The following is a 24490-nucleotide window of genomic DNA, read 5'->3' as shown; positions in this document are numbered from 1 at the left end:
GGTCCGAGCATAGCCTTTTACAGCCGGGAAGGGGGCTGAGAACCGTTGTCGTCTGGGGTTTGCGGCGACAAAGGATTTTGTGTAACGCCGGCTTTCGCCCATAATCGTTCTTTTTTGCAGAACCCGAACCCCGCAGGAGCCCCATGGAGCAATTTCGCAATATCGGCATTATCGGTCGCCTGGGCAGTACTCAGGTGCTGGACACCGTCCGCCGACTGAAAAAGTTTCTGCTCGAGCGCCACCTGCACGTGATCCTCGAAGACACCATCGCTGAAATCCTCCCGGGCCATGGCCTGCAGACCTCGTCGCGCAAGATGCTCGGTGAAGTCTGCGACATGGTGATCGTGGTAGGCGGCGACGGCAGCCTGCTGGGCGCCGCCCGGGCGCTGGCGCGGCATAACGTGCCGGTGCTGGGGATCAACCGCGGAAGCCTGGGGTTCCTCACCGATATTCGCCCCGACGAGCTGGAAGTCGAAGTGGCCAAGGTGCTGGACGGCCATTACCTGGTGGAAAACCGCTTCCTGCTGCAAGCCGAAGTGCGCCGCCACGGCGAAGCCATCGGCCAGGGCGACGCCCTCAACGATGTGGTGCTGCACCCCGGCAAGTCGACGCGGATGATCGAGTTCGAGTTGTACATCGACGGCCAGTTCGTGTGCAGCCAGAAGGCCGACGGCCTGATCGTCGCCACGCCGACCGGGTCCACGGCCTACGCGCTGTCGGCCGGTGGGCCGATCATGCATCCCAAGCTGGATGCCATTGTGATCGTGCCGATGTATCCCCATATGTTGTCCAGCAGGCCTATCGTGGTCGATGGCAACAGTGAGCTGAAAATCGTGGTGTCAAAAGACATGCAAATCTACCCGCAAGTCTCCTGCGACGGGCAGAACCATTTCACCTGCGCCCCCGGTGACACCATCACCGTGAGCAAAAAGGCACAGAAGTTGCGGTTGATCCACCCGCTGGACCACAACTACTACGAAGTGTGCCGGACCAAGCTGGGCTGGGGCAGCCGCTTGGGGGGTGGAGGCGACTGATGCTCGATCCCGCGCGTAGCTACGACCTGATTGGTGACGTGCACGGTTGCGCTCATACCCTTGAGCACTTGCTCGACCGATTGGGTTACCACAAGCAGGGCGGTACCTGGCGGCATCCGTCGCGAATGGCCGTGTTCCTCGGCGATATCATCGACCGTGGCCCGCGCATTCGCGAGGCGCTGCATATCGTCCACGACATGACCGAGGCCGGCCAGGCGCTGTGCATCATGGGCAACCATGAGTTCAACGCGCTGGGCTGGAGCACTCCCGCCGCCCCGGGCAGCGGCAAGCAGTTTGTGCGCGAGCACACGCCACGCCACGCGCGGTTGATCCACGAGACCCTGACCCAGTTCGAACAGCACCCGGCAGACTGGCACGATTTCCTCGGCTGGTTCTATGACATGCCGCTGTTTGTCGACGCCGGGCGATTCCGCGTAGTGCACGCTTGCTGGGACAACGGCTTTATCGAGCCCCTGCGCGCGCATTTCCCGGACGGCTGCATCGACGAACACTTCTTGCAAGCCGCCGCCGTGCCTGGCAGTTTCGCCAGCAATGCCTTCGACCGCCTGTTGCGCGGCACCGACATGCGCCTGCCGGACGGTTTGACCCTGACCGGCGGCGACGGCCTGACGCGTTCGTTCTTCCGCACTAAGTTCTGGGAAGACGACCCGAAAACCTACGGCGATATCGTGTTCCAGCCCGATGCGCTGCCGGAACCTGTGGCCGCCACGCCGCTGTCGTCCACTGAAAAGAATTCCCTGCTGCGCTACGGCGTCGACGAGCCATTGCTGTTCGTCGGCCACTACTGGCGCAGCGGCAAACCGGCGCCGATCCGCCCGAACCTGGCCTGCCTGGACTACAGCGCGGTGCTGTACGGCAAGCTGGTGGCGTACCGGCTGGATCAGGAAACCCGCCTGGACCCGCGTAAATTTGTTTGGGTCGATGTCGAGCGCCCTGAGGTTATTTCATGAGTACCGTTGCTGTATTACGCCTGCCGCTGGCGGTGGATTTGAGTGGTTTCGTCAAGCTTCTGCAACGCATGCAAGTGCCCCATCGCGTCAGCGAAGAAGCCGGGGAGCAGGTGCTGTGGGTGCCTGACTCCATCAGTGAAGACGTGAAGGTCCTGTACCAGCGCTTTCCGGCCGGTGACCCGGACCAGCAACTGGACATTCCCGAGCAGGCGACGTCGACCAGGCGTCCCGGGTTTGCCCAGCAGCTTCGCCACAGCCCGGTGACCGCGTTGGTGTTGCTGCTGAGCATCATCGTCGGCGCCGTTACGTTGCTGGGAGATAACCTGCAAGCCATGAGCTGGCTGACCTTCCTGCCGTTCAGCGTGGCAGGCGAGTACATCCGTTTCACGCCATTGACCGACAGCCTGGCGTCGGGACAGTGGTGGCGCCTGGTCACGCCGATGTTGATCCACTTCGGCATCCTGCACCTGGCCATGAACGGCATGTGGTACTGGGAACTGGGGCGACGCATCGAGTTGCGCCAAGGCAGCATCAACCTGCTGGGCCTGACCCTGTTGTTCAGCCTGGTGTCGAACTACGCTCAATACTATTTTGGTGGTCCCGGCCTGTTTGGCGGGTTGTCCGGCGTGCTGTATGGCTTGCTCGGGCATTGCTGGATCTATCAGTTGTTGTCGCCGAACCCGGCGTATCGCCTGCCTCGCGGGGTGTTGGTGATGATGCTGGTGTGGCTGGTGCTGTGCCTGTCGGGCCTGGTCTCGATGATCGGCTTCGGCGAAATCGCCAACGCGGCCCACGTGGGTGGCCTGGTGATGGGTTGCCTGACCGGTTTGTTGGGTGGCTTGTACAGCCGCCGCAAAATGTCTCCTATTTAGTTAAGGAAGAGTCTTATGTCCTCTTTTGTCGAAATGATCGAAAACATCACCCCGGACATCTACGAGAGCCTCAAGCTCGCCGTGGAAATCGGCAAATGGTCCGATGGCCGCAAGCTCACCGCCGAGCAGCGTGAACTGTCGTTGCAGGCGGTGATCGCCTGGGAACTGCAGAACCTGCCGGAAGACCAGCGCACCGGCTACATGGGCCCGCAGGAATGCGCCTCGAAGTCGGCGCCGGTGCCGAACATCCTGTTCAAGTCGGATGCCATCCATTGATTGAGATTGGCCGTGGTGCAGTCAGCAAGATGTCGGCGCAGTTGGGTGAGCCGACCGTTCAATACGCGTTTCGCCTGGGCGACACCGAGGTGCCGGTCAATCCATTGATCGGCACTACCGTGCGCCTGGAATACCTCGGTGCGATCCATTGCACCCATTGCGGTCGCAAGACCAAGACCAGTTTCAGCCAGGGTTACTGCTACCCGTGCATGACCAAACTGGCCCAGTGCGACCTGTGCATCATGAGCCCCGAGCGCTGCCATTACGACGCCGGCACCTGCCGCGATCCGGCCTGGGGTGAAAAATTCTGCATGACCGACCACGTGGTGTACCTGGCGAACTCGTCGGGGATCAAGGTCGGCATCACCCGCGCCAGCCAGCTGCCGACCCGCTGGCTCGACCAGGGCGCCAGCCAGGCGCTGCCGATCATGCGCGTTGCCACGCGCCAGCAGTCGGGCTTCGTCGAAGACCTGTTCCGCAGCCAGGTGGCCGACAAGACCAACTGGCGCGCGCTGCTCAAGGGCGATGCCCAGGCCGTCGACCTTGCGCAGGTGCGCGACGAACTGTTCGCCAGCTGTGCCGAAGGCATGCTCGGTTTGCAGGAACGCTTTGGCCTGCAGGCCATCCAACCGGTGACCGACATCGAACCGATCGAAATCCGCTACCCGATCGAGCAGTATCCGACCAAGATCGTCAGCTTCAACCTGGACAAGAACCCGATTGCCGAAGGCACGCTGATGGGGATCAAGGGCCAATACCTGATCTTCGATACCGGCGTGATCAACATTCGTAAATACACGGCCTACCAGCTCGCCGTGCATCAGTAGAAGGACGACAGACATGCGCACCGAACAGCCGAAGATGATTTACCTGAAGGACTATCAGGCGCCGGACTACCTGATCGACGAGACGCACCTGACCTTCGAGTTGTTCGAGGACCATAGCCTGGTCCACGCGCAGCTGGTGATGCGCCGCAACCCCCAGCGCGGCGCCGGCCTGCCGCCGCTGGTACTGGACGGGCAGCAGCTGGAGCTGCTGTCGGTGAACCTGGCCGACCAGGAACTGACCGACGCCGACTACCAGTTGAGCGACAGCCACCTGACCGTGCACCCCACCAGCGCGACCTTCACCCTCGACACCACGGTGAAGATCCACCCGGAAACCAACACCGCCCTGGAAGGCCTGTACAAATCCAGCGGCATGTTCTGCACCCAATGCGAGGCCGAGGGTTTCCGCAAGATCACCTATTACCTCGACCGTCCGGACGTGATGAGCGTGTTCACCACCACGGTGATCGCCGAGCAACACAGCTACCCGGTGTTGCTGTCCAACGGCAACCCGATTGCTTCCGGCCCTGGCGAAGACGGCCGGCACTGGGCGACCTGGGAAGATCCGTTCAAGAAGCCGGCGTACCTGTTTGCACTGGTGGCCGGTGATTTGTGGTGTGTCGAAGACACCTTCACCACCATGACCGAGCGCACCGTGGCGCTGCGTATCTATGTCGAGCCGGAAAACATCGACAAGTGCCAGCACGCCATGAACAGCCTGAAGAAATCCATGCGCTGGGACGAGGAAGTCTATGGCCGTGAGTACGACCTCGACATTTTCATGATCGTCGCGGTCAACGACTTCAACATGGGCGCCATGGAAAACAAGGGCCTCAACATCTTCAACTCCAGCGCCGTGCTGGCCCGTGCCGAAACCGCCACCGACGCCGCGCACCAGCGAGTCGAGGCGATCGTTGCCCACGAATACTTCCACAACTGGTCGGGCAACCGCGTGACCTGCCGCGACTGGTTCCAGCTGTCGCTGAAGGAAGGCTTCACGGTGTTCCGTGATTCGCAGTTCTCTGCCGACATGAACTCGGCCACCGTCAAGCGCATCCAGGACGTGGCTTATCTGCGCACTCACCAGTTCGCCGAAGATGCCGGTCCCATGGCCCACGCGGTACGTCCGGACGGCTTTATCGAGATCTCCAACTTCTACACCCTGACCGTGTACGAAAAGGGCTCGGAAGTCGTCCGTATGATCCAAACCTTGCTTGGCGCCGAAGGGTTCCGCAAAGGCAGCGACCTGTACTTCGAACGCCACGACGGCCAGGCTGTGACCTGCGATGACTTCATCAAGGCCATGGAAGACGCCAACGGCGCTGACCTGACCCAGTTCAAGCGCTGGTACAGCCAGGCCGGTACGCCACGCCTGGCGGTGAGCGAGTCCTACGACCCGGTGGCTAAAACCTACAGCCTGACCTTCCGTCAAAGCTGCCCGGAAACCCCGGACAAGGTGGAAAAACTGCCGTTCGTGATTCCGGTTGAGCTGGGCCTGCTGGACGGGAAGGGCGCGGGCATCGCCTTGCGCCTGGCCGGTGAAACCGCTGCCGGCGCCACGTCCCGCGTGATCTCGGTGACCGAAGCCGAACAGACCTTCACCTTTGTCGACATCGCCGAGCACCCGCTGCCGTCGCTGCTGCGTGGCTTCTCAGCGCCGGTGAAGCTGAGCTTCCCGTATAACCGCGACCAACTGATGTTCCTGATGCAGCACGACAGCGATGGCTTCAATCGCTGGGACGCCGGCCAGCAGCTGTCGGTGCAGGTGTTGCAGGAGCTGATCGCCCAACATCAGCAGGGCAAGGCGCTGGTGCTGGATCAACGCCTGATCACTGCACTGCGCAGCGTATTGAGCGACGAAAGCCTGGACCAGGCGATGGTCGCCGAGATGCTCTCGCTGCCGAGCGAAGCCTACCTGACCGAAATCAGCGAAGTGGCAGATGTCGACGCCATCCACGCGGCCCGCGAGTTTGCTCGCAAGCAGTTGGCCGACAACCTGTTCGAAGGCCTGTGGCTGCGTTACCAGGTCAATCGCGACCTGTCGAAGAAAACCCCGTACGTGGCCGAGGCGGAACACTTTGCCCGTCGCGCCTTGCAGAACATTGCGCTGTCGTACCTGATGCTCAGCGGCAAGCCGGAAGTGCTGGCGGCGACCCTTGAACAGTTCGACGCGTGCGACAACATGACCGAGCGCCTGACGGCCCTGGCGGTGTTGGTCAACTCGCCGTTCGAAGAAGAGAAAGCCAAGGCGCTGGCGGTGTTTGCCGAGAACTTCAAGGACAACCCGCTGGTCATGGACCAGTGGTTCAGCGTACAGGCGGGCAATGGTTTGCCGGGCGCGCTGGAGCGGGTCAAGACGTTGATGCAGCACCCTGCGTTCAACATCAAGAACCCGAACAAGGTGCGGGCACTGGTGGGCGCGTTTGCCGGGCAGAACCTGATCAACTTCCACGCGGCGGATGGTTCGGGTTATCGGTTCCTGGCGGACCTGGTGATCCAGTTGAATGGCTTCAACCCACAGATTGCTTCGCGGCAATTGGCGCCGTTGACCCGCTGGCGCAAGTACGACAGCGCGCGGCAGGCGCTGATGAAAGGCGAGCTGGAGCGGATTCGCGCTTCGGGCGAGCTGTCCAGCGATGTGTTTGAAGTGGTGAGCAAAAGCCTCGCGTAACTGAGGCTGAGTACTGCATCTGTGGCGAGGGAGCTTGCTCCCGCTGGAGTGCGCAGCGCTCCCAGGATTTTGGGGCCGCTACGCAGCCCAGCGGGAGCAAGCTCCCTCGCCACAACGAGTCTTAGATAACCGGCGGCCAGCGCAGGTCTTGTGCATCATCGTCCGTATAACGTGGGAAGCGCTCCGCGATCATCTCGTGAGGCACGCCTAGCGGTATCGCGCTGGCAGCATCCAGACGGGCCACTTGCTCGGCCGAGAGTTGCACACTCAACGCGCCCAGGGTGCCGTCCAGTTGTTCGCGGGTACGCGGCCCCAGGATCGGGATCAGCGCGGTGGTAGAACGACGGGCCTTTTCCCGCAGCCAGGCGATGGCGATGTGAGTCGGCGTGGCGTCCAGTTCACCGGCAACCGCCAGCAGGGTGTCGAGCACTGCCGTTTCCCGTGCGCTTTTTTCAGCGTGGACCAAAATCCCCAGCTTGCTGGCGCGGGTATCGTCCTGGCTGTTGCGGTACTTCCCGGTCAGAAAACCACCCCCCAGCGGTGACCATAAAGTCGCGGCCAGGCCCAGGGCCTCGGCCATGGGCAGCAGCTCGCGGTCAGCGGTGCGTTCGGCCAGGCTGTATTCGGTCTGGATCGCTACCAGCGGTGCAAAGCCGCGCACTTCAGCGAGCAGGTCGGCGCGGGCAATGCGCCAGGCGGGGAAGTTGGACAGCCCGGCGTAGTGGATCTTGCCGGCCCGCACCAGGTCATCAAACCCCCGCAGGATCTCTTCCATCGGCGTGACGTTGTCGCTGATATGCGCCCAGAACAGGTCGATGTGGTCGGTGTTCAAGCGTTTCAGGCTTTCTTCGACGGCGCGCACCATGTTCTTGCGGTTGTTGCCAAGCTTGAGGGTGCCTTCGTCTTGAGGCTGGGTGCGCAGGGTGTATTTGCTGGCGATCACCAAGCGGTCGCGTTCCGAGGCAATGAACTCGCCGAGCAGCACTTCCGATTGGCCGAACTGGTAGCCGTTGGCAGTATCGAGGAAGTTTCCGCCGGCCTCCAGATAGCCGTCGTAGATTCGCTTGGACTCTTCGCGCTCGGCGCCGTGGCCCCAACCTGTGCCGAAATTGGCGGTACCCAGGGCCAGCTCTGAAACCCGCAGGCCGCTGCGACGGCCAAATACTTTATTGCGCATACCGAAACTCCTGACGCTGTGGTTAGTTTAAATGTTTCCCAACATCTATTAAATATGATGCGAGTCATATATTTCGTCAAGGGGCTTTTTTGGCGGCTGAAGGGAAGGGTGCCTGCTCCTGACACTTTCTGACGGAGGCCTCTGCTAAGCTGCGCCACCTTTCTTTTTCGAGCATGATCAACGTGTCGCGTACCAGTCGTCTGTTGACCTTGTTGCAAGTCCTGCGGGGCAAAAAGCGCCCGGTGACGGCCGCCGTGCTGGCGGCAGAACTGGAGATTTCCGAGCGCACGCTGTACCGCGATATCGCCGAACTGACCGCGTTGGGCGCACCGATCTACGGCGAGGCGGGCGTGGGCTATGTGCTGCGTGCGGGCCTGTTCCTGCCGCCGCTGATGCTCAATGCCGACGAGACCGAAGCCATCGTGCTGGGCTTGCGGTATGTCGACCAGCGCGGTGATGACGTACTGAGCCAGGCGGCGGCCAATGCGCTTGCAAAGATCGCCGACGTGCTTGACCCGGCTGCCCAGGAAGCCTTGCGCAATCCGACGGTGTTGCCGGGCCCGCCAGGCTTCGGCTACCCGGAAAATCGCGTGCCGTTGAATGTGTTCCGCGAGGCCATTCGCGGCCAGGCCAAACTGCATATCGACTACGCCGATGCCAGCCAGACCGCCAGCCAGCGCCTGATCTGGCCCCTGGCCCTGGGTTTTCTGAACGAAGTGCGGGTGATCGTCGCGTGGTGTGAATTGCGTGGGTCCTATCGCACCTTCCGCACCGACCGAGTGGCCGCCGCGCGCCTGCAAGGTGAACGGTATCCGGGGCGCCGCAGCGATTGGTTGCGGGGCTGGCGCAAGCTGATGGAACAGAACGAATCCGGGCCGTTCACTCCTGACAAGAACTGACACAACGCTGCTTTAGGATGGCTCCATAAATCACTAAAAAGGAGCTGTCACCATGTCCCAACCCACCCCTGAACTGGCCCCGGCGATTGCAACCTACATTGCCGCGGCGAATGCCGGCGACACCTCGCTGGTGGCCGACTGTTTCGCCGAAGATGCCAACGTGTTCGACGAAGGCGAGCACCGGGTCGGTACCGCCGCCATCGCCCGCTGGATGGAAGACACCGGGCGCCGTTACCAGCCCAGGGTCCAGGTGCTGAATGTGCAGCACCGCACGGGCAAGGTGCTGGTCAGCAACCTGATCACCGGCAGCTTTCCCGGCAGCCCGCTGGAGCTGCGCTATACCTTCCGCCTCAATGAACACGGCAAGATTGCCCGTTTGGATATTTCCCTGTAGCCGTCATGGCATACTGCCGGGCATGACTTTCGACTCGCCACTCGCCGCCTACCAGCACGCCATCACCGAACAGGGTTTTGTCCCCGACGACGCCCAGCGTGAAGCGGTGCAAGCCCTGCAGGACTGCCATCAGGCCTTGCACCACGGCCATGGGCCCATCACCGGGGTGTACCTGTGGGGCCCGGTCGGCCGGGGCAAGACCTGGCTGATGGACCAGTTCTACCAAAGCCTGGGAGTGCCAGCGCGGCGCCAGCATTTTCATCACTTCATGGGCTGGGTGCACCAGCGTTCATTCCAGCTCACGGGCACCCACGATCCCTTGCAGGCCCTGGCCCGCGAACTGAGCCGGGAAGTGCGGGTGCTGTGTTTCGATGAGTTGTTCGTCAACGACATTGGTGACGCCATCATCCTCGGCCGGCTGTTCCAGGTGATGTTCGAGGAAGGCGTGGTGATGGTCTGCACGTCCAACCAGCCACCGGACCAGCTGTACGCCGACGGTTTCAACCGGGATCGTTTCCTGCCGGGAATCGAGGCGATCAAACAGCATATGCGGGTGGTGGCAGTCGATGGCGGGGAAGATCATCGGCTGCACCCGGGCACCGCACTGCAGCGTTACTGGGTCGACCAGCCCGACGCGTTGGCCGAGGTGTTTCGCCAGTTGAGCGCCGGGCAGGCAGTGAGCAGCGCCCCGGTTGCGGTCGGCTACCGCTCCATCGTGGCAGTGCAGTCCAGTGAAACCGTGCTGTGGTGTCGCTACGCCGACCTGTGTGAGCAGCCGTTGGCGGCGATGGATTTCATGCTGCTGTGTGATCGGTTCAAGGCCATTTTGCTCGGCGAGGTGCCCAACCTCAGCGCGCAAAAGCGCCCGGGACGAATCGCCCGTGGCACCGAAGACGCTGCCGAACGGGTGGACGCCGGGGACCGGGAACTGCCGGAACTGTCGGTGCATGACGACAGCGTCCGGCGTTTCATCGCGCTGGTGGACGAGTGCTACGACCGCAAGGTGCCGCTGTACATCGAGGCCCGGGTGCCGCTGGAAAGCCTCTACACCGAGGGTTACCTGGAGTTTCCATTCCGCCGCACCCTGAGCCGCCTGCAGGAGATGCAACTGGCACGGTTTGGCGAGCCTGGCGCGCTTTCACGCGGGCAAATGTAGTTAATCTCCTTCATCTAATGCCTGCACCACGCTTACAATCGAGCCCTTTTATGGGGACCGAGTCCCTGTCGCACCGTTAACGAGGAAGGAAATGGACAGCGCAGACATCCTGGTGCTGCAAGCCAGCTACACCAATCCGGTACACGCCGAGGCCATTGGCCTGGTGCTCAATCATTACGCCGAAGACCCCATGGGCGGTGGCCACAGCCTGCCGGCCGACCGCTTGCAGCAACTGCCGGCAGAGCTGGCCAAGCGTGCCCACGCGTTCAGTGTGCTGGCCTTTGTCGGCGGTACGCCGGCCGGCCTGGTGAACTGCTTTGAAGGGTTTTCCACCTTTGCCTGCCGCCCGCTGGTCAACGTGCACGACGTGGTGGTGATGGATCAATTCCGTGGCCTGGGGCTGAGTCAGAAGATGCTGCAAAAGGTCGAGGAAATTGCTCGCCAGCGCGGTTGCTGCAAGATCACCCTCGAGGTGCTTGAAGGCAACGCCGTGGCGCAGTCGGCGTATCGAAAGTTTGGGTTTGATGATTCGGTATTTGATCCGCAACATGGCCGGATGTTGTTCTGGAGCAAGCCGCTTTAATTAATGTTTATTTAATTAAAGGCAAAAAAAGGCGCCAGCAAGTGGCGCCAAATTGACCTTGGCTATCAGAGCGGAATAGCACAGGTATTGCGGGTAAATCAGCTGTTCGGTGTGTTGGTAGTTTGGTCGGCCGTTGCCGGCTTTTCGGTCTTGCCGTCAGCCATTGCGGTTTGCTGGGCAGCACCGTGAGTCTGTTGCTGAACGAAGGTGAAGTTGTTGTAGAACTCCTTCGAACGCTCTGAGCCGCCTTCTGCAAAGGCGGCTACGGAAGTCATGGTCATCAGGCCGGCAAGGATAACAGTCGAAAATTTCATGGCAGTGTCTCAGTAAGTGTGTTGGGTCCGCGCGTTGTCATCAGCGGCGGGATGGGGAGACTGTGGGCCAATGATATTAAGTAAGGGTTAACCTCGCGCTGACCGAAAGTTAACGATTTCGTTAACTTCCAATCTTTAGCAGCGATGAATTCAGAGCTTCCAGTCCAGTGCAACGCTGATAGAACGCGGGTCTCCCCAATACACGCCGTTATAGAAGCCGACGCGCTCGTAATATTTTTTATCAAATAGGTTGTTGATATTAAGTGACGCCGACAAGTGGTCATCGAACTCATAGCGCGACATCAGGTTGACCACGGTATAGGCCTGCTGGGTGATCCGGGTGCGCTCCCTGATCAGGGCTCCATTGGTGTCCCGGCCAACCGGGCGATAGGCGAAGTCGTAGAAGTCACTTTGCCAATTCACCGCGCCGCCGACCGTCAGCGCGTGCCATTCGCCGGGCAGGCGGTAGGCCGTGGACACGCGCAGCAGGTTCAGCGGCAGGTGGGTGTTATTGCGCTGCTTGTCCCCGTTCAGGGAGTGGGTGTAGGTGTATCCGGCGGTCAGGTTCCAGTCGGGGCGCACCTCTCCGGACACCTCTACCTCGAAACCCTGAACCTTGTTGCCTTTGCCGCCGGATGTGAAGAACTGCTCGCCGGTCTCCGGATCCGGTGGGGTCAAACTGTCCAGTTCCGCGACGTTGTCCTGTTTGCTCCAGAAGTACGCGGCTGCCAGGTTCAGGCGCTCTTCCAGCAGGCTGCCCTTGATACCCACCTCATAGTTGCTGCCTACCACCGGCTCCAGGTATTGCTTGCCGGCGTTGCGTTCTTCCTGCGGGTTGAAGATATCGGTGTAGCTGGCGTAGACGGTGTACTCCGGGGTCAGGTCGTAGAGCAGGCCGGCGTAGGGTGTCCACATGTCGTTGTGGGTCTGGCTGGATTTTGACGTACCGAGGAACTGGTCAGTGTCCCTGTTGTAGTTGTAGGTGGTGCTCTCGATCTCCCAGCTGCCGTAGCGGCTGCCCAATACCGCATGCAGGCGATCGGTCAGGCTCAGGCGGGTGGCCAGGTAGCCGGCCTTTTGGCGGGTGCTGCCTTGTTCGCCCTTGAGGCCGGTGTTGGTGTCGGGGAATTTGCCGATCCCGCCCATGTGTTTCCAATCGTCGATGCTGGTGTAGTCCTTCGGCACCGTACCGCTGCGCAGGTGTGGCGAAGCGTCACGCTGCTCGGACTCGCCGTAACCCACCATCAATTCGTGCTCACGACCCAGCAGGGCATAGGACCCGGACAGGTTCAAGTCGACCACGTCCATTTTCGAGGTGCCGAGCATGTGGCTGGTCCAGGCGGTCATGCCGCTGCGGTCGGCATTCGGGAAGCCTGAGCCGCCGTAATAGACCTTGCCGTCGGTGTCGCTTTCACGGTGGGTATAGGCGGCCTTCAGGTGCCAGTCACCCGCCAGGCGGTGGTCGAGGGTAGCGAAGGTGGTTTCATCTTTCAGCGGCCAGGAACTCCAGTGGGCCGCGATGTTGGCGGAGCGGGGCAGCCTGGCTTTGCTGCCGTCGCTGTTCCAGTAGGGCAAGGTGCCCCACGCGGTGCCCTGCACATGCTTGTTCTGGTAATCGAAGCCCACCGCCAGCACCGTATCGTCGGTCAGGTCGCCTTCGAGGATGCCGTAGCCGACTTCCCGTTGCAGCGCGTAGTTGTCGCGATAGGACTGGCTGTCCCGGTAGGCAAGCACCGTACGGCCGCGCAGGCGCCCGTCAAATGCCAGGGGGCCGCCAACGTCCAGGTAGCTGTAGTAATTGTCGTGGGAGCCGCCACTGACGCCTGTCTTGGCCTGCCACTGTGCGGTCGGGCGTTTGCGCACCATGTTGACCGTGGCCGAGGGGTCGCCGGCGCCGGTGGTCAGGCCGGTGGCGCCGCGGACCACTTCGACCCGGTCGTAGATGATGGTGTCGGCATCAGACTTCATGCGGCCGAAGGTGTTGAGCATGCCGTCAATCTGGAAGTTGGTGATGCCGTAGCCGCGCGAGGAATAGCCGACCCGGTCGGAGTCCAGGTGCTGCACCACCACGCCGGTGGTCTGGCGCATCACTTCGGTCAGGGTGTTGAGGTTGAAGTCGTCCATTTGCTGGCGGGTAATCACCGAGACCGACTGCGGGGTTTCCTTGATGGACAGGTTCAGCCGGGTGGCGGTGCCCATTGAGCCTGTGGTGTAGGCGCCGGTGTGTTCGGTGTTGGCGCCAAGGCCTTCGGCGGTGATGCTGGTGCTGCCCAGTTCCAGGGCTTTGGCCGGCGCTTGGGATTCCTGGTCGGGGTCGTTTTCGGCCAGCAGGTCCGGGCTCAGCACCACGCTGAAGAGGCCCAGGGTCAAGGTCATGGAACGGGTAATAGGCGCGAACATCGCGGCGAACTCCTTGTCGTCTATGAAAAATGCCATTGGCTCAAAGACGAAAGGAGGCGGGGAACTTTAGCGCTAAACGAGAATAATTATTATCTTTACGTTACAGCCACATCGGGTTTCACCGCATTGCGCGGATGAAACCCGGGCGATTCAAGCTACTTGACGACCACGTTGACGGCGTCTGGCTTGGGCTTGATCAGGCTGAAATCAATCAGCGGTTTTTGCTGGCGTGCATACGGGTCGCCAATCATCCGTGGCCGAGGCTTGAAGCTGTCACTGACCAGGCTCTTGCTGTGGTCCAGTTCGTCGAAGCTCAACCCGGCCATGTCGGCCCAGGTATGGATCAACTGCGAGCTGGTGTAAGGGCGCTGCAAGTCACCGGCAAAACTCCAGTCATGGCTTTCACGCCACTTGGGTGATGCGTACGCCATGAACGGAATGGTGTACATCGGTGCCGTCGGCTTGCCTTCGTTGCGGCCCAGGGTGTTGTGGCCGGCCGAATCGAACACGTCTTCGCCGTGGTCGGAAAGGTACAGCAGGAAACCGTTCGGATCGGTCTTGGCGTAGTCCTTGATCAGGCTCGACACCACGAAATCGTTGTACAGCACCGCATTGTCGTAGCTGTTGTAGGTCGGCAACTGTGCGTCGCTGACCCCGTCAGGCACGCCCTGGCGGTCGGTGAACTTGTCGAAGGTCGGCGGGTAGCGGTACTGGTAGCTCATGTGGGTACCCAGCAGGTGCACCACGATGAATTTGCGTTCGGCAGTGTCGGACATGGCCTTGGCAAATGGCTCCAGCACGTCGCCGTCATACTGGCGCGCATTCTGGTTGCGGTTGTTGTTCAGGTACACCTGCTCGTCGGCCTGTTCGGAAAAGGTCGTGAGCATGGTGTTGCGCTTGGTCATGGTCTGCTGGTTGGTGATCCAGAAGGTCTTGTAGCCGGCCTGCTTCATCACGCTGACGATGGACGGGGTCTTGAGGTACAGGTCCGGGTTTTCTTCGTCAGCGAAGGTCAGCACCTGTTGCAGCGCCTCGATGGTGTACGGGCGCGGGGTAATGACGTTGTCGAACACCGCCAGTTGGTCCCGCAGCTTGTCCAGTTCCGGCGTGGTGTTGCGCGGGTAGCCATACAGGCTCATGCGCTGACGGTTGGTGGACTCGCCGATCACCAGCACCAGGGTCGACGGCTGGCCGGCCATGCTGTCCTTGAGGTTGGTCAGGGGCGGGATCTTGCTGGCGCTGGTCAGCATGCCTTGCATGTTATCCAGTTGTTCGGTGTAGCGGCGGTAGGCCACGATCATCTGCCATGGCACTGCCGGCTCTATACGGGTTTCGAAGCGGTCGATGGCCAGTTCCATGGTCTCGCTCTTGGCGATCTGCTTGACCAGCGGGTAGCCGACGATGGCAATCACGATTGCGGCAGCCGCCAGCATGGCCTGGCCACGTGGCAGGTACACCGGGCGCACGCGGGTCCACAGGAAAACGGCCATGGCGGTGTGGGCAATGAACGCCAGCACGATCCACCAGGCAAAGTATTGGGTGGCGTATTCGCCGGCTTCAGAGATGTTCGACTCGAACATGATGAAGATGACGCTTTGAGAGAATTCCTGCTGGTAGATGAAGAAATAACCCAGGCTGGCCATGGAACAGGCCCACAGCACCACGCCAATCAACCCCGCCACCAGGCGCGCGCGACGCGGGAACAACAGCATCGGCGCCAGCCACAGGGCGCTCATGAAGAATGCCTGGCGGAAACCACTGAAGCCGGAGGTGCCGGTCAGTTGGATCAGCAGTTGGGTAATGCCCGAGAAATACCAGAAGAACAGAAACATCCAGCCGAGGCCGGCCCAATCAAAACCTTTCGCAGACGTAGTGCTGCGTTTGAACATCGCCATCCAGCGCTCCAACCCGATAATTTTCAGTGTCAACGCGCAGGGACGCACGCAAACAGAGGGCCTGCGCGCGTAGCGCGGCCCTATTCGGCGGGAGTATCGGGAGGGGGATGTGAAAACTTCGTGAGTTATTCCTGAACGGTTCGTTCAGCCCACGTTCAGCAAAGTGCGGGCTGGGTGCCGGACGGCTGATTGAGCTGGCCCTGCAGGTGCGAGCGCAGACGCATGACTTCCTGCTGCAGTTGGTCGCGCTCGTCTTTCAACTGACGCAATTCATCGCGGCGAATGGTGACGTAGAGGGTCTGTGGCGGACGGGTCATGTGTGCAGTGCTCATTGCTTACCTCGCAAATAGCCGGTCTATCGCGGTGCCAGAGCGCTTGAATCGAGGCTCTCGGCAACAGTCGGGGCAATTCTGAATTCTTTTTTTAACGAAGGGAACTTTTTTATTTTTGATGGTCGTTGTGACTTTTAACCCACTGAAGGCGAAAGGATGGCCACTTTTTGTCATGAAACTATGCCAATCCGCTCTGGACTAACCCTCATTAGCCTCATTGCGCTATAAACTGTGACACACATTTATTCGTAGTAAGGAGCATCAGCACATGCAACTGGGGATTATTGGACTAGGCCGCATGGGTGGCAACATTGCGCGGCGCCTGATGCTCAATGGGCATACCACCGTGGTTTACGACCGCAATGAAGCATTCGTAAAAGGTCTGGCAGGCGAGGGCGCCACGGGCGTTGCTGACCTGGCAGGCCTGGTGGCCGGGCTGCAAAAGCCCCGAGCGATCTGGGTGATGCTGCCGGCAGGCGACCCGACCGAAAACACCATTGAAGAACTGAGCCAGCTGCTGGAAGACGGTGATGTGATCATCGACGGCGGCAACACCTTCTATAAGGATGACATCCGTCGGGCCAAGGCCCTGTCGGAAAAAGGCCTGCACTATGTCGACGTCGGCACCTCCGGCGGCGTCTGGGGCCTGGAGCGTGGCTACTGCATGATGATCGGCGGCGACGCCGAGACCGTTAAGCTGCTGGACCCGATCTTCGAAAGCCTGGCACCGGGCCTGGGCACCATCCCGCGTACCAAGGACCGTTCCGCCGCAGCGGACAGCCGTGCCGAGCGCGGCTATATCCACGCAGGGCCTGCCGGTTCCGGGCACTTCGTCAAGATGATCCACAACGGCATCGAGTACGGGATGATGCAGGCCTTCGCCGAAGGTTTCGACATCCTCAAGACCAAGAATTCGGAGAACCTGCCGCAAGACCAGCGCTTCGACCTGAATGTTGCCGATATCGCCGAAGTCTGGCGCCGCGGCAGCGTGGTGTCGTCCTGGCTGCTGGACCTGACTGCCGACGCCCTGGCCACCGATCCGAAGCTCGACGGGTATTCCGGCTCGGTCGCCGACAGTGGCGAAGGCCGCTGGACTATCGAGGCCGCCATGGAACAATCGGTACCGGTTCCGGTGCTGTCGAACTCGCTGTTCGCACGCTTCCGCTCGCGCCAGCAAAGTACCTACGGTGACAAAATGCTTTCTGCCATGCGCTTCGGCTTTGGCGGCCATGTGGAGACTCCCAAAAAATGACCGCCAACGGCAAGAAACCCAAGGCCGAACCCGCTCCGCCCACCACACTGTTTCTGTTTGGTGCCCACGGTGACCTGGTCAAGCGCCTGCTCATGCCGGCGCTGTACAACCTCAGCCGCGACGGGCTGCTGGGCGATGGCTTGCGCATTGTCGGCGTTGATCACAACGCCATCAGCGACGCCGATTTCGCCAAGAAGCTCGAGGACTTCATTCGCACCGAGGCCGCCAGCAAGGTCAAGGGCAATGCCGAGAACGCCCTGGACCCTGCATTGTGGGAACAGTTGGCCAAAGGCATCAGCTACGTCGAGGGTGATTTCCTCGATGACGGCACCTACGCCGATATCGGCAAGAAAATTGCCGACAGCGGTACTGGCAACGCGGTGTTTTACCTCGCCACTGCGCCGCGTTTCTTCGCCGAAGTGGTGCAGCGCCTCGGCGCGGCCGGCTTGCTGGAAGAAACCCCGGAGGCGTTCCGCCGGGTGGTGATCGAAAAGCCGTTCGGCTCCGACCTCGCCACCGCCGAAGCGCTGAACGCCTGCCTGCTCAAGGTGATGAGCGAAAAGCAGATCTACCGCATCGACCATTATCTGGGTAAGGAAACCGTCCAGAACATCCTCATCAGCCGTTTTTCCAATGTGCTGTTCGAGGCGTTCTGGAACAATCACTACATTGACCACGTACAAATCACCGCCGCCGAAACCGTCGGCGTGGAAACCCGTGGCAGCTTCTTCGAACACACCGGCACCCTGCGGGACATGGTGCCCAATCACCTGTTCCAGTTGCTGGCGATGGTCGCCATGGAACCGCCGGCTGCCTTTGGCGCCGACGCAGTGCGGGGCGAGAAGGCCAAGGTGATCGGGGCCATCCGGCCCTGGTCGCTGGAAGACGCACGGGCCAACTCGGTGCGTGGCCAGTACACCTCGGGTGAGGTCGGCGGCAAGCAACTGCCGGGTTACCGCGAAGAGGCCAACGTTGCGCCAGACAGCAGCACCGAGACCTTCGTTGCCCTCAAGGTGCTGATCGACAACTGGCGTTGGGTGGGTGTGCCGTTTTACCTGCGCACCGGCAAGCGCATGAGCATCCGCGACACCGAGATCATCATCTGCTTCAAGCCGGCGCCTTACGCGCAGTTCCGTGATACCGAGGTCGATGAACTCAAGCCGACGTACCTGAAGATCCAGATCCAGCCGAATGAAGGCATGTGGTTCGACCTGCTGGCGAAAAAGCCCGGGCCGACCCTGGACATGGCCAACGTGGAGCTCGGGTTTGCCTACAAGGACTTCTTCGAGATGCAGCCGTCGACAGGTTACGAAACCCTGATCTACGACTGCATGACCGGCGACCAGACCTTGTTCCAGCGCGCCGACAACATCGAGAACGGCTGGCGTGCAGTGCAGCCTTTTCTCGATGCGTGGAAGCAGGATGACGGCATCCAGGCCTACAAGGCGGGTGAGGACGGCCCGGCGGCGGCTGATGCGTTGCTGGCCCGCGATGGCCGTACCTGGCACAGCCTCGGATGAGTGACTTGCCGAGTCAACCCATCCGTTTTGTGTTGAGTGATATGGACGGCACGTTGTTGCATCCGGATCACAGCCTCAGCCAGCGCACCATTGATACGGTTCGCGCCTTGCGCGCGGCCGGGGTGTTTTTCAGCCTGGCCAGCGGGCGACCTCCCAAGGCCATGCGTCAGCAGGTCGAAGCGCTGGGCATCGATGTGCCGATTGCCGGCTTCAACGGCGGCACGCTGGTCAATCCCGACGGCAGTATTCTGGTGGCGCATCACTTGCCGGCAGAAGCGGCGCTGGTGGCGTTGGCCTTGTTTACGCCGCAGCCGGACGTTGAAGTCTGGCTGTTTGCCGACGGCGATTGGCTGCGTCGCGATCCCGGCGGACCGATGGCGGTTCGCGAGGAGCACGGCCTGGGCTATGGGGCGATCGTGGTGGAGAGCTTCGAGCCGTATCTGGATCGGGTCGACAAGATTGTTGCGGCCAGTACCAATACCCAGCTGCTGATCGAGCTTGAGGCGCAGTTGCAGCCCAGGGTCGAGGGATTGGCCCAGGTGTCGCGTTCGCAGCCGGTGTTCCTGGATGTCACCGCCATGAAGGCCAACAAGGGTGAAGCATTGAGAACCCTTGCGGCGCACCTCGGTGTGCCACTGCAACAGACCGCAGCCATCGGTGATGGCGGCAATGACCCGGCGATGTTTCATGTGGCGGGGTTGTCGATTGCCATGGGCCAGGCAGAAGAGGTGGTCAAGCGCCAGGCCAGCGTCGTGACCGGCAGCAATGTCGATGATGGTGCGGCGGAAGCCATCGAGCGGTTTATTCTCTCGGCCTATTGATCGATAACCACACTAATAAGTAGTCAGCTATGCAAAGTTGCAACTTGCATGGCTGACTGTCCACTTGAGTTAGTGCGGGTCAATATATTGCGCAGCCGGGCGGCACACTTTCGGGTGCCGTCTCACGCACGCTTCAGTTACTTGGGCATTGCCCAGGATTGCAACTGGTAGCCATCTTTGTCGAGTTCGGCACGGGCCTGCAACAGCAAGTTCTCAAGCTGTGCCGGGTCGGTATAAGTGCTGGAAGACAGCTGCTTGCTACCGATACGGGTATTGGTGCGGTCGATGACGCTCAGGCTCAGGGCGCCGTTGCCATCGTGCCAGGCCACACATTGAAAGGGCTGGAAGGCGCGGTCTGCGATCAAAAGAGCTTCGTTGATGCGGAGCGGGGCGTTCATGGGGTCTTCTCTCTAAATGCCCATTCAAGTGGAAGCCGTTGGTTGGGCGTGCCTAACGACTGGTTACTTGTACTGATGCACGATCACCGGGTGCGGGTCACATGTTAGAAGAAGATTTTTTAACTTTCCCTGATTAAAGTCATGTAAGGGGCTATTTTGAAAGCCTCATGAAAGTTACGCCGCGGCAATTGACCGCACCCGACTGACGCAAAAGACCCGGTTCGTTCGCAACTTATAGCGAATCGGTACAAAGGCCGCGTCAAGATCTTGCTAGGGTTACCAACAGACTTTGCAAATGGCTGTTTTTAAATAACTTTAACGATTTTGACGCCAAGGAATAGTCATGGTTGTTACACCTGCCCCGCGCCGCCTGCTTGTGGTCGATCCCTGTGATGACTGCCACCGGCTATTGCCCGGTTTGCGCGCAGCGGGGTGGGACGTGGACAGCTGCGCCCTCGAGTCGGTGGGGGAGCGCTCCTGTGACGTGGGTTTGTTGCGCCTGCAGCCGTTTCACCTGGAGCGACCCGAAGCGGTCAAGGAGCTGATCAGCCGCAGCGGCACCGAGTGGATTGCGGTGCTTAACCAGGAAGTGCTGCGCCTGCAGAATGTCGGCGATTTTGTCTGTGAGTGGTTCTTCGACTTCCATACCTTGCCGTTTGATGTGTCACGGGTGCAGGTCACCCTGGGCCGCGCCTTCGGCATGGCGCGCCTGCGGGGCAAGGGCAACAACGCGCCTGCGGGCCAGCCGGAACACGAGTTGCTGGGGGACAGCCGTCCCATCCGGGAATTGCGCAAGCTGCTCGCCAAGCTGGCGCCCACTGAATCCCCGGTGTTGATCCGTGGCGACAGCGGCACCGGCAAGGAATTGGTCGCGCGTACCTTGCATCGCCAATCCCAGCGCCATGCCAAGCCGTTTGTGGCGATCAATTGCGGGGCGATTCCCGAACACCTGATCCAGTCCGAACTGTTTGGCCATGAGAAGGGCGCCTTCACCGGTGCCCACCAGCGCAAGGTGGGGCGGATCGAGGCGGCGCACGGCGGCACCCTGTTTCTCGATGAGATCGGCGACTTGCCCATGGAGCTGCAAGCCAACCTGCTGCGTTTTCTCCAGGAAAAACAGATCGAGCGAGTCGGCGGCAGCCAGCCGATTGCGGTGGATGTACGCGTGTTGGCGGCCACCCACGTCGACCTGGAAGCCGCGGTGGCAAAGGGCACTTTTCGCGAAGACTTGTATTACCGGCTCAACGTCCTGCAAGTGGTCACCGCGCCGTTGCGCGAGCGCCACGGTGACGTGGCGATGCTGGCCAACCATTTTTCACACTTCTACAGCCAGGAAACCGGCCGCCGTCCCCGCAGCTTCAGTGAAGACGCACTGGTGGCCATGGGCGAGCACGGCTGGCCGGGCAATGTGCGCGAGTTGGCCAACCGCGTGCGGCGGGGCCTGGTACTGGCGGAAGGGCGGCAAATCGAAGCCGTTGATCTGGGATTGCAGAGCCAGCAGGCAATCGCGCTGCCGATGGCTACACTGGAGGATTACAAGCACCGTGCCGAACGCCAGGCACTGTGCGATGTGCTCAACCGGCACAGCGACAACCTGAGTGTCGCGGCGCGTGTGCTGGGGGTTTCCCGGCCGACGTTCTACCGGTTGCTGCACAAACACCAGATCCGCTAGGGCGGGTAAACCGAAAAGCCCCGCAACGACCCTTATCGTTGCGGGGCTTTTCCTTGTCTGTAGCAGCGCGCGTGCTCGCGAAATTCGTTAACGATAACGCGGGGTTTAGGGTGCCCCGCGTCGCTCTCAGGTTTTTCGCGAGCAAGCTCGCTCCTACCGTGTTCTGTTTAGAAGTAGTACGGGAATTTCAGGCTGAAGGTAAAGTCCGGCGCATCATCCGTCATGCCGATGGCCAGGTTCGGTACGATCGTCAGGTTGTCGGTTGCCGCAATCGTCATGCCGACGTTGAAGTAGCCGGCGTTGGCGTCGCTGGACACCACCGACTGCCAGTCGCCGCCGTCCGGCTTCAGCTTGCTCTTGCGTTGGATCAGGTCGGAGACCGAAAACGACATACTCATCTTCTCGTTGAGCGCAAAGGCCACGCCGACGCCGATCTGGAAGCTGTCTCCCAGACGCACTTTACCGCCGACTTTTTCATTGACCGTGGAACTGATGTCGTCAAATGAGTCTTCGAAGTTGTGGGTGTAGGACAGCGAGCCAAACAGCACCGCCGGGTCGAAAGTCTTGACCAGGGAGATGCCCGGCGTAATCGACCAGACGCCGTTGCCGGTGGGCAGGTTTTCCGGCACGTAAAGGTTGGTGTTGTTGGGTGAACGTACCAACTTGATACCAAATGGTTCTTTACCGGTAGGCGCCTTGACTCGCAGCGATACCACGGCATCCGGAAGGCTGGCCGTTTCGTCGAGGAATTTATAGGCCACGCCGAAGTTGACGTCGCCAATCGTCGGGTCACGACTGACCGACTCCTCTGACGTCGCCGTACCGGCACCACCATTGGCACCACCGGATTGATAAGTCGATTCACGATAAACCACCGGTACGTTCACATCGAATTGCCAGCGGTTGTCGAGGTTGTAGCGCCCCGTCAAGTCCAGCGTCCAGTTGTCGGCCTTGATCCGGTCCAGGTTGATATTGCCCAGGAAGATCGAGTCCAACGCCAAAAAGCCGTTGAGGGTTAACTGACGGGCATCGTAACGAGCATAGGTAATACCGGTTTCAAAACTGAATTTTCCGTCGCCGAAGAAACCGCTCGCCTCGTTGTACAGGTTGCTCACACTCTGTGCCGGGGCCGAGTCGTCCTTGAGCGACTGCCCGTAGGATGCGCCGCCGCCTGCACCGCCCGAGGCGGCAGCCGCACCGACGCCGGGGGTGTTTCCGGCCACCGTGGTGCCGCCTTTCTGGAAGTCTGCCGGGGATTTGGCCAGGCGTTTGGGGGGCGGGGTCGCCGGCTGTTCTTCAACCTGGCGTACCCGTTGTTCCAGCACCGCCAGTGCTTTTTGCTGCACTTCGTAGCGTTGCTTGAGTTCCAGCAGTTCCTTTTTCAATGTGTCGATGTCGGTGTCCGGCGCGGCATACAACATGGATGCGGGCAGGAGCGTGCTTAAACAAATTACGGCACGTAACGATAGCGATCGATGCATGGAATAAGCCGTCCCTTTCTAATGCGCAAGTGTCGAGGCACAGCGTAGTTCAATAACCAAGGGTGCGTAGGCCTTTGAGTTGGTCCAGGTTGCAGTTCAGTGCACCATTGCTCAGGCCGTTGCTGCCCATGACCACGTTCAGCTGGGTCATGTTGTTAACGAAATTGCTGTTGCCCTGCAAAACGGTGCCCTGTAGCACATTGCCGCCGCCGATTTGCTGCACGCTATTACCTTGGTTGTGATTGGCTTGGATAGCCATTTGCAGGCCGCCATTGGCGGCTGAGACGCTGACGTTGCCAGCTCCACTGGTACCCGTGACTGTACCGCCGGCCACCAGCACTTGACCTGATTGCACAAGATTGGCCGGTGCCAGCCCATTTTCGTTGATGTTGATGCCGACGTTGTTGGTTGCCGTGTTGCCGTCGCCCGCAGCGCGCACGCTTTGGACCACACCCTGGCCGGTGCCCAGTCCGGCGCCGCCCGTCACGGTGCCTGTGCCGGTAGTCTGACCGGTCCCGGTGCCCGTCCCGCCAGTGGTTTGTACATAGAATTGGGGGGTGATAGTGGACGAGTCGATCTGCATGGTGGCCTTGCCGGTGATGGAGTCGCCAACGGCGTTGGTCCAGGTGCTGCTCATCACGATGCCAAAGCTGATAATCCGCCCAGGCATCACATAGCGCCCACGCAGTTCCGCCAGTTCCGAATCCTTGACTTCAATCGGTTTAAATCCGGAGGAGGCATAAACAGGCATTGAGGCTACCAGGCACATGACCGTAAGCCAGCGGTAGGTGTTCATCTTTGGCTCCTGGAGCGTCCTGCTCCTTATTGCGCTTCTAGAAGAAGTCGCTCTGGATAAAACCGAAGTCCATCAGCTCTGCATCACCCACGGGCCTGAACTCATTCATTTTGTTTTTCGCCGTCAGGGGTGTGGGTGGGTCGAGCAGGATGTTGGTCTTGTCGTAGCCTTCACCGAGTACGGCGAAAACAATGCCGTTCCAGCCCTTGACGAAGTCGTCACGCGAATAGCGTTTATGCCCCAGCACCGGGTCGCCGATATAGACCCAGTCCTTGTCGGCGCGCTGCATGACCACGAAGTGCTTGTAGCCGCGAATTTCCAGCAGTACCACGACGGGGATTTTCACAGTGACCAGGGTATCTGGCCCGATCTTGTAGCCCCGGGCACGCATGCCGATACTTTCGAGGTAGCGCTTCATGTCCAGCATGGAGAAGCCTTGGGTGCGTACCAGGTCCTGGTCAGCGTTGACCAGCATGCCTTTGATGATGTGTGCTTCGTCGACGTCCAGCCAATAGGCCTGACGCAGGATGGTGGCGAGTGCCGCGGCACCGCAGCTGAAATCGGTCTTCTGTTCCACCAGGTTGGCGAAGCGGCGCTCACGAATGCTCTCGACCTTCTTGAATATCACGGCACCGCCGGGCATGGCTGAAATTGCCATTTGCGCTGCCCAGGTCGGGCCGGCGAGCATTAACAAGAGGGTGAGCGTCACGAGGCGCATGATCGTCTGACCTGTTGGACACTGGAAATAG

The 24490-nt window shown here is 60.6% G+C and carries 23 protein-coding genes and 1 pseudogene; 15 read left to right on the top strand and 9 right to left on the bottom strand.

Annotated elements, in window-relative coordinates; genetic code table 11:
- The first annotated feature begins 143 nt into the window (after window positions 1-143).
- From HX811_RS16670 to pepN, 6 genes are read left to right on the top strand one after another with little or no spacing between them, the layout of a single operon-like run.
- Window positions 144-1034, top strand: coding sequence for an NAD(+) kinase (locus tag HX811_RS16670; protein ID WP_003217892.1), 891 nt, complete (start codon window positions 144-146; stop codon window positions 1032-1034).
- A complete protein-coding gene (locus tag HX811_RS16665; protein ID WP_161635726.1) occupies window positions 1031-2005 on the top strand; it encodes a metallophosphoesterase in 975 nt (324 codons plus the stop codon). The genes HX811_RS16670 and HX811_RS16665 overlap by 4 nt, the downstream gene beginning before the upstream one ends.
- Complete coding sequence (locus HX811_RS16660) at window positions 2002-2877, top strand: rhomboid family intramembrane serine protease (protein WP_177046603.1); 876 nt, start codon at window positions 2002-2004, stop codon at window positions 2875-2877. Before HX811_RS16665 ends, HX811_RS16660 begins: the two co-directional genes overlap by 4 nt.
- 15 nt (window positions 2878-2892) lie before the next feature.
- Window positions 2893-3153, top strand: coding sequence for a YeaC family protein (locus HX811_RS16655; RefSeq protein ID WP_003217900.1), 261 nt, complete (start codon window positions 2893-2895; stop codon window positions 3151-3153).
- Entirely contained in the window at window positions 3150-3980 is an 831-nt protein-coding gene (locus HX811_RS16650) for a DUF2797 domain-containing protein (RefSeq protein ID WP_003217902.1), read from the top strand. The genes HX811_RS16655 and HX811_RS16650 overlap by 4 nt, the downstream gene beginning before the upstream one ends.
- A gap of 13 nt (window positions 3981-3993) precedes the next feature.
- Window positions 3994-6651, top strand: a complete 2658-nt coding sequence (gene pepN, locus HX811_RS16645) for an aminopeptidase N (RefSeq protein WP_177046602.1) — start codon at window positions 3994-3996, stop codon at window positions 6649-6651.
- A 121-nt stretch (window positions 6652-6772) separates the two neighbouring features.
- Here pepN and HX811_RS16640 read toward each other — a convergent pair whose 3' ends face one another.
- Entirely contained in the window at window positions 6773-7828 is a 1056-nt protein-coding gene (locus HX811_RS16640; RefSeq protein WP_102369259.1) for an aldo/keto reductase, read from the bottom strand.
- A gap of 182 nt (window positions 7829-8010) precedes the next feature.
- Between HX811_RS16640 and HX811_RS16635 the strand changes: the two genes are divergently transcribed.
- From HX811_RS16635 to HX811_RS16620, 4 genes are all read left to right on the top strand, one after another.
- Window positions 8011-8727, top strand: coding sequence for a YafY family protein (locus tag HX811_RS16635; RefSeq protein WP_177046601.1), 717 nt, complete (start codon window positions 8011-8013; stop codon window positions 8725-8727).
- 52 nt (window positions 8728-8779) lie between these two features.
- Window positions 8780-9121: a nuclear transport factor 2 family protein gene (locus HX811_RS16630; RefSeq protein ID WP_008432007.1), complete on the top strand. Its 342-nt coding sequence runs from the start codon at window positions 8780-8782 to the stop codon at window positions 9119-9121.
- A gap of 22 nt (window positions 9122-9143) precedes the next feature.
- On the top strand, window positions 9144-10277 hold the full coding sequence (gene zapE, locus HX811_RS16625) for a cell division protein ZapE (RefSeq protein WP_177046600.1): 1134 nt from the start codon (window positions 9144-9146) through the stop codon (window positions 10275-10277).
- Window positions 10278-10368: 91 nt separating this feature from the next.
- The gene (locus HX811_RS16620; protein ID WP_008432012.1) at window positions 10369-10860 is read left to right on the top strand and encodes a GNAT family N-acetyltransferase; all 492 of its coding nucleotides are present in this window, start codon (window positions 10369-10371) and stop codon (window positions 10858-10860) included.
- 98 nt (window positions 10861-10958) lie between these two features.
- On the opposite strand, the gene HX811_RS16615 is transcribed toward HX811_RS16620, so the two are convergent.
- The 4 genes from HX811_RS16615 to HX811_RS16600 all read right to left on the bottom strand — a co-directional run bounded on the left by HX811_RS16615 (window position 10959) and on the right by HX811_RS16600 (window position 15801).
- Window positions 10959-11174: a hypothetical protein gene (locus HX811_RS16615; RefSeq protein WP_087694368.1), complete on the bottom strand. Its 216-nt coding sequence runs from the start codon at window positions 11172-11174 to the stop codon at window positions 10959-10961.
- 150 nt (window positions 11175-11324) lie between these two features.
- The gene (locus tag HX811_RS16610) at window positions 11325-13574 is read right to left on the bottom strand and encodes a TonB-dependent siderophore receptor (protein ID WP_177029464.1); all 2250 of its coding nucleotides are present in this window, start codon (window positions 13572-13574) and stop codon (window positions 11325-11327) included.
- A gap of 155 nt (window positions 13575-13729) precedes the next feature.
- Window positions 13730-15469 carry a phosphoethanolamine transferase CptA gene (locus tag HX811_RS16605; protein WP_177046599.1) on the bottom strand — a complete coding sequence of 580 codons (1740 nt, stop codon included), beginning with the start codon at window positions 15467-15469 and terminating at the stop codon, window positions 13730-13732.
- A 155-nt stretch (window positions 15470-15624) separates the two neighbouring features.
- Entirely contained in the window at window positions 15625-15801 is a 177-nt protein-coding gene (locus HX811_RS16600) for a DUF6026 family protein (RefSeq protein ID WP_177046542.1), read from the bottom strand.
- A gap of 244 nt (window positions 15802-16045) precedes the next feature.
- Here HX811_RS16600 and gnd point away from each other — a divergent pair, with 244 nt between their 5' ends.
- From gnd to HX811_RS16585, 3 genes are read left to right on the top strand one after another with little or no spacing between them, the layout of a single operon-like run.
- Window positions 16046-17053, top strand: a complete 1008-nt coding sequence (gene gnd / locus HX811_RS16595) for a phosphogluconate dehydrogenase (NAD(+)-dependent, decarboxylating) (protein ID WP_256579633.1) — start codon at window positions 16046-16048, stop codon at window positions 17051-17053.
- Window positions 17050-18573, top strand: a complete 1524-nt coding sequence (gene zwf / locus HX811_RS16590; RefSeq protein ID WP_003217928.1) for a glucose-6-phosphate dehydrogenase — start codon at window positions 17050-17052, stop codon at window positions 18571-18573. Before gnd ends, zwf begins: the two co-directional genes overlap by 4 nt.
- Entirely contained in the window at window positions 18570-19394 is an 825-nt protein-coding gene (locus HX811_RS16585; RefSeq protein ID WP_177046598.1) for an HAD family hydrolase, read from the top strand. The genes zwf and HX811_RS16585 overlap by 4 nt, the downstream gene beginning before the upstream one ends.
- Before the next feature lie 137 nt (window positions 19395-19531).
- Here the strand turns inward: HX811_RS16585 and HX811_RS16580 are convergent, their stop codons facing one another.
- A complete protein-coding gene (locus HX811_RS16580) occupies window positions 19532-19792 on the bottom strand; it encodes a hypothetical protein (protein WP_003217933.1) in 261 nt (86 codons plus the stop codon).
- Window positions 19793-20135: 343 nt separating this feature from the next.
- Between HX811_RS16580 and HX811_RS16575 the strand changes: the two genes are divergently transcribed.
- Together HX811_RS16575 and HX811_RS32250 are read left to right on the top strand one after the other, a co-directional pair.
- Window positions 20136-21464, top strand: a complete 1329-nt coding sequence (locus tag HX811_RS16575; RefSeq protein WP_102369255.1) for a sigma-54 dependent transcriptional regulator — start codon at window positions 20136-20138, stop codon at window positions 21462-21464.
- A gap of 71 nt (window positions 21465-21535) precedes the next feature.
- A pseudogene (locus HX811_RS32250) lies at window positions 21536-21634 on the top strand (outer membrane lipoprotein carrier protein LolA); the annotation flags it as partial.
- Here HX811_RS32250 and HX811_RS16570 read toward each other — a convergent pair.
- The 3 genes from HX811_RS16570 to HX811_RS16560 are packed head-to-tail and all read right to left on the bottom strand — an operon-like array spanning window position 21632 to window position 24459.
- Window positions 21632-22945: a hypothetical protein gene (locus HX811_RS16570; protein ID WP_177046597.1), complete on the bottom strand. Its 1314-nt coding sequence runs from the start codon at window positions 22943-22945 to the stop codon at window positions 21632-21634. The pseudogene HX811_RS32250 and the gene HX811_RS16570 sit on opposite strands and share 3 nt — an antisense overlap.
- Window positions 22946-22994: 49 nt before the next feature.
- The gene (locus tag HX811_RS16565; protein WP_177046596.1) at window positions 22995-23741 is read right to left on the bottom strand and encodes a hypothetical protein; all 747 of its coding nucleotides are present in this window, start codon (window positions 23739-23741) and stop codon (window positions 22995-22997) included.
- A 37-nt stretch (window positions 23742-23778) separates the two neighbouring features.
- Window positions 23779-24459: a C39 family peptidase gene (locus HX811_RS16560; RefSeq protein ID WP_177046595.1), complete on the bottom strand. Its 681-nt coding sequence runs from the start codon at window positions 24457-24459 to the stop codon at window positions 23779-23781.
- Window positions 24460-24490: the final 31 nt, after the last annotated feature.

Source organism: Pseudomonas sp. F8002 (assembly GCF_013385495.1).
Classification (GTDB): Bacteria; Pseudomonadota; Gammaproteobacteria; order Pseudomonadales; family Pseudomonadaceae; genus Aquipseudomonas.
The sequence above is the reverse complement of the archived record's forward strand: the minus strand, read 5'-3'. Positions and strand labels throughout refer to the sequence as shown.

Coding starts and splice junctions, on each gene's coding strand:
- zapE (WP_177046600.1), top strand. CDS start 9,144: ATGACTTTCGACTCGCCACTCGCCGCCTACCAGCACGCCATCACCGAA.
- HX811_RS16660 (WP_177046603.1), top strand. CDS start 2,002: ATGAGTACCGTTGCTGTATTACGCCTGCCGCTGGCGGTGGATTTGAGT.
- HX811_RS16670 (WP_003217892.1), top strand. CDS start 144: ATGGAGCAATTTCGCAATATCGGCATTATCGGTCGCCTGGGCAGTACT.
- HX811_RS16565 (WP_177046596.1), bottom strand. CDS start 23,741: ATGAACACCTACCGCTGGCTTACGGTCATGTGCCTGGTAGCCTCAATG.
- HX811_RS16615 (WP_087694368.1), bottom strand. CDS start 11,174: ATGAAATTTTCGACTGTTATCCTTGCCGGCCTGATGACCATGACTTCC.
- HX811_RS16580 (WP_003217933.1), bottom strand. CDS start 19,792: ATGAACGCCCCGCTCCGCATCAACGAAGCTCTTTTGATCGCAGACCGC.
- HX811_RS16585 (WP_177046598.1), top strand. CDS start 18,570: ATGAGTGACTTGCCGAGTCAACCCATCCGTTTTGTGTTGAGTGATATG.
- HX811_RS16630 (WP_008432007.1), top strand. CDS start 8,780: ATGTCCCAACCCACCCCTGAACTGGCCCCGGCGATTGCAACCTACATT.
- zwf (WP_003217928.1), top strand. CDS start 17,050: ATGACCGCCAACGGCAAGAAACCCAAGGCCGAACCCGCTCCGCCCACC.
- HX811_RS16570 (WP_177046597.1), bottom strand. CDS start 22,945: ATGCATCGATCGCTATCGTTACGTGCCGTAATTTGTTTAAGCACGCTC.
- HX811_RS16575 (WP_102369255.1), top strand. CDS start 20,136: ATGGTTGTTACACCTGCCCCGCGCCGCCTGCTTGTGGTCGATCCCTGT.
- HX811_RS16600 (WP_177046542.1), bottom strand. CDS start 15,801: ATGAGCACTGCACACATGACCCGTCCGCCACAGACCCTCTACGTCACC.
- HX811_RS16610 (WP_177029464.1), bottom strand. CDS start 13,574: ATGTTCGCGCCTATTACCCGTTCCATGACCTTGACCCTGGGCCTCTTC.
- HX811_RS16605 (WP_177046599.1), bottom strand. CDS start 15,469: ATGGCGATGTTCAAACGCAGCACTACGTCTGCGAAAGGTTTTGATTGG.
- HX811_RS16620 (WP_008432012.1), top strand. CDS start 10,369: ATGGACAGCGCAGACATCCTGGTGCTGCAAGCCAGCTACACCAATCCG.
- HX811_RS16655 (WP_003217900.1), top strand. CDS start 2,893: ATGTCCTCTTTTGTCGAAATGATCGAAAACATCACCCCGGACATCTAC.
- HX811_RS16560 (WP_177046595.1), bottom strand. CDS start 24,459: ATGCGCCTCGTGACGCTCACCCTCTTGTTAATGCTCGCCGGCCCGACC.
- pepN (WP_177046602.1), top strand. CDS start 3,994: ATGCGCACCGAACAGCCGAAGATGATTTACCTGAAGGACTATCAGGCG.
- HX811_RS16640 (WP_102369259.1), bottom strand. CDS start 7,828: ATGCGCAATAAAGTATTTGGCCGTCGCAGCGGCCTGCGGGTTTCAGAG.